The following is a 1,948-nucleotide window of genomic DNA, read 5'->3' as shown; positions in this document are numbered from 1 at the left end:
CCCACGGGCGGCGCCGGCCTGACCGCCGACGTGCTCGCGCTCGCGAGTCTCGGCTGCCATGGCGCCGGGGTCGTCACCGCCGTGACCGCGCAGGACACCACCGGAATCAAACTATTCAGTTGCATGGAAACCGAAATCGTGATCGAGCAGGCGCGCGCGGTACTGGAGGACATGCCGGTGGCGGCCTTCAAGATCGGCATGCTCGGCAACAGCGCGGTAGCTGCTGCGGTCTCCAGCATCGTCGAGGATTATCCCGACATCCCGTTGATCGTGGACCCGGTGCAGAGCTCGGGCCGCGGCGATGCCCTGGCCGACGACATGCTCGACGGGGCGCTGCGCAGCCTGATCATCCCGCAGGCCACGCTGATCACGCCCAACAGCCTGGAGGCGCGCAAGCTCGCGCCCGGCGGCGACACGCTCGACGCCTGCGCCCAGGAACTGATGTCGCTCGGGAGCGAATACGTGCTCATCACCGGCACGCATGAAAGCACCCCGCAGGTCATTCACCGGCTGTACGGCAACATGCGCCTGCTCGAAACCTTCGTCTTCGAGCGCCTGCCCGGCAGCTTCCATGGCTCGGGCTGCACGCTCGCCTCGGCCTGCGCCGCCTCGCTCGCGCACGGGCTCGACCCGGTCAACGCCGTGGGCGAATCACTGCAATACACTTGGGAAACCCTGAAACACGCCTTCCGCATCGGCATGGGCCAAACGCTGCCGAACCGGCTGTACTGGGCGTGGGAGATGGATGAGCCGGAAAGCGAGAGTGATGGTTGACGCCGTGTTAAAGGGTCGAGGGCCCGCGCCAGTGGGACCGAGGTTCTGTAGAACGACGTATTATGCCGCCGCTTTGTCGGGCAGCTGCCAGCCGGGAAATACCAGCACCCCGGGATGACACTTCAACGCCCGGGCGAGAACCTTGGCCCGCTCGACGCCCAGACGGACTCGATCGTTCTCGATGGCCGAAATGGTGGCCTGAGGAATGCCGGTAAGGCGAGCCAATTGGGTCTGGCTCAACTCCTGGAGTTCACGAAGAATGCGCACGGACTCACCGACCGAGACGGTAATGCGCTTCTTGGCAGGACGATACTCTTTCATTTACGGCCTCCGATAGTCATGCGCGGTTATCGACGCGACCTGGAAGAGCAGCTTCTCGGCAACCACGCGGTAATGGTATGTCAACCAAGCTCGTCGTTGCGGAATATCGCCGCCTTAAGCGGCGCGCCGCCGTTTGGAGCGTACGCTTGAAGGAACAGTTAGGGGCTTTATGTGCCGCGAAGTGTAAAAATCAACCAGCCGACGAATCATTGCCTGATAGGAAGTATGATGCTTCTTTGCCTCTGCCTTGAAAAAATCTACGCTGGATTTGCTCAGGGCCATGGTGATCTTGACGTTGTCTTCCTTGCGTACGAGTTCCTCGGGTGCAGGAAGAAAGTCATCTACCACTCGCCGTTTCCCCATCGGCTCATCTGTGTATTTAACTTTGCTTTTCATGAATTCTCTTACCTCTGCGCCAGTATCAGGCGCCAATGACACGAATCACACCTTCACGATAAGTGAAGCGGACCGTTAAGACTCCATGCCCCACCCGGCCAATACAGTAATACCGCTTTTTACCTTGGCTGTGGTGGGGTCCTCGGCAATGACACGCTTTGAATCGGTAAAGGCCAGCTGGGCAAGCCCAAACGAGACGCCGTGCTTCTTCTGGTTCTCGTGGTTTTTCTTTTCATCCCAATCAAAGCGCGCTTTTGCCATGCGGGAATGGTAGCACAGACGGGCATTTACGCCATACCAATTGCCATACTATGGTATGGGTTTTAAAACCCTAACGACCAAGCTCAGGGGCGCGCCACTTTTGGCGCGTCCCCTGGAGCGCCTTGTTGGGCGGCTCTGCGCCTGAAAAATATTAGTGAGGCTCAAACGCCATATTGCAGGCAGCCGACTAACCAGC

3 protein-coding genes and 1 pseudogene are annotated in these 1,948 nt (G+C 59.6%); 1 reads left to right on the top strand and 3 read right to left on the bottom strand.

Going from position 1 to position 1,948, the window contains the following annotated elements; translation table 11 throughout:
• Positions 1-774, top strand: a 774-nt coding sequence (thiD, locus tag WB402_RS15485) for a bifunctional hydroxymethylpyrimidine kinase/phosphomethylpyrimidine kinase (protein ID WP_424209450.1), incomplete at its 5' end; no start/stop codon positions are given.
• Between the two features lie 60 nt (positions 775-834).
• On the opposite strand, the gene WB402_RS15480 is transcribed toward thiD, so the two are convergent.
• The 3 genes and pseudogenes from WB402_RS15480 to WB402_RS15470 all read right to left on the bottom strand — a co-directional run bounded on the left by WB402_RS15480 (position 835) and on the right by WB402_RS15470 (position 1,752).
• The gene (locus WB402_RS15480) at positions 835-1,095 is read right to left on the bottom strand and encodes a helix-turn-helix domain-containing protein (RefSeq protein WP_424209448.1); all 261 of its coding nucleotides are present in this window, start codon (positions 1,093-1,095) and stop codon (positions 835-837) included.
• A gap of 114 nt (positions 1,096-1,209) precedes the next feature.
• A complete protein-coding gene (locus tag WB402_RS15475; protein ID WP_424209446.1) occupies positions 1,210-1,491 on the bottom strand; it encodes a CopG family transcriptional regulator in 282 nt (93 codons plus the stop codon).
• Between the two features lie 25 nt (positions 1,492-1,516).
• Positions 1,517-1,752: pseudogene (locus tag WB402_RS15470) on the bottom strand (BrnT family toxin).
• Positions 1,753-1,948: the final 196 nt, after the last annotated feature.

It is taken from the genome of Sulfuricaulis sp., from assembly GCF_049587675.1.
Classification (GTDB): Bacteria; Pseudomonadota; Gammaproteobacteria; order Acidiferrobacterales; family Sulfurifustaceae; genus Sulfuricaulis.
The sequence above is the reverse complement of the archived record's forward strand: the minus strand, read 5'-3'. Positions and strand labels throughout refer to the sequence as shown.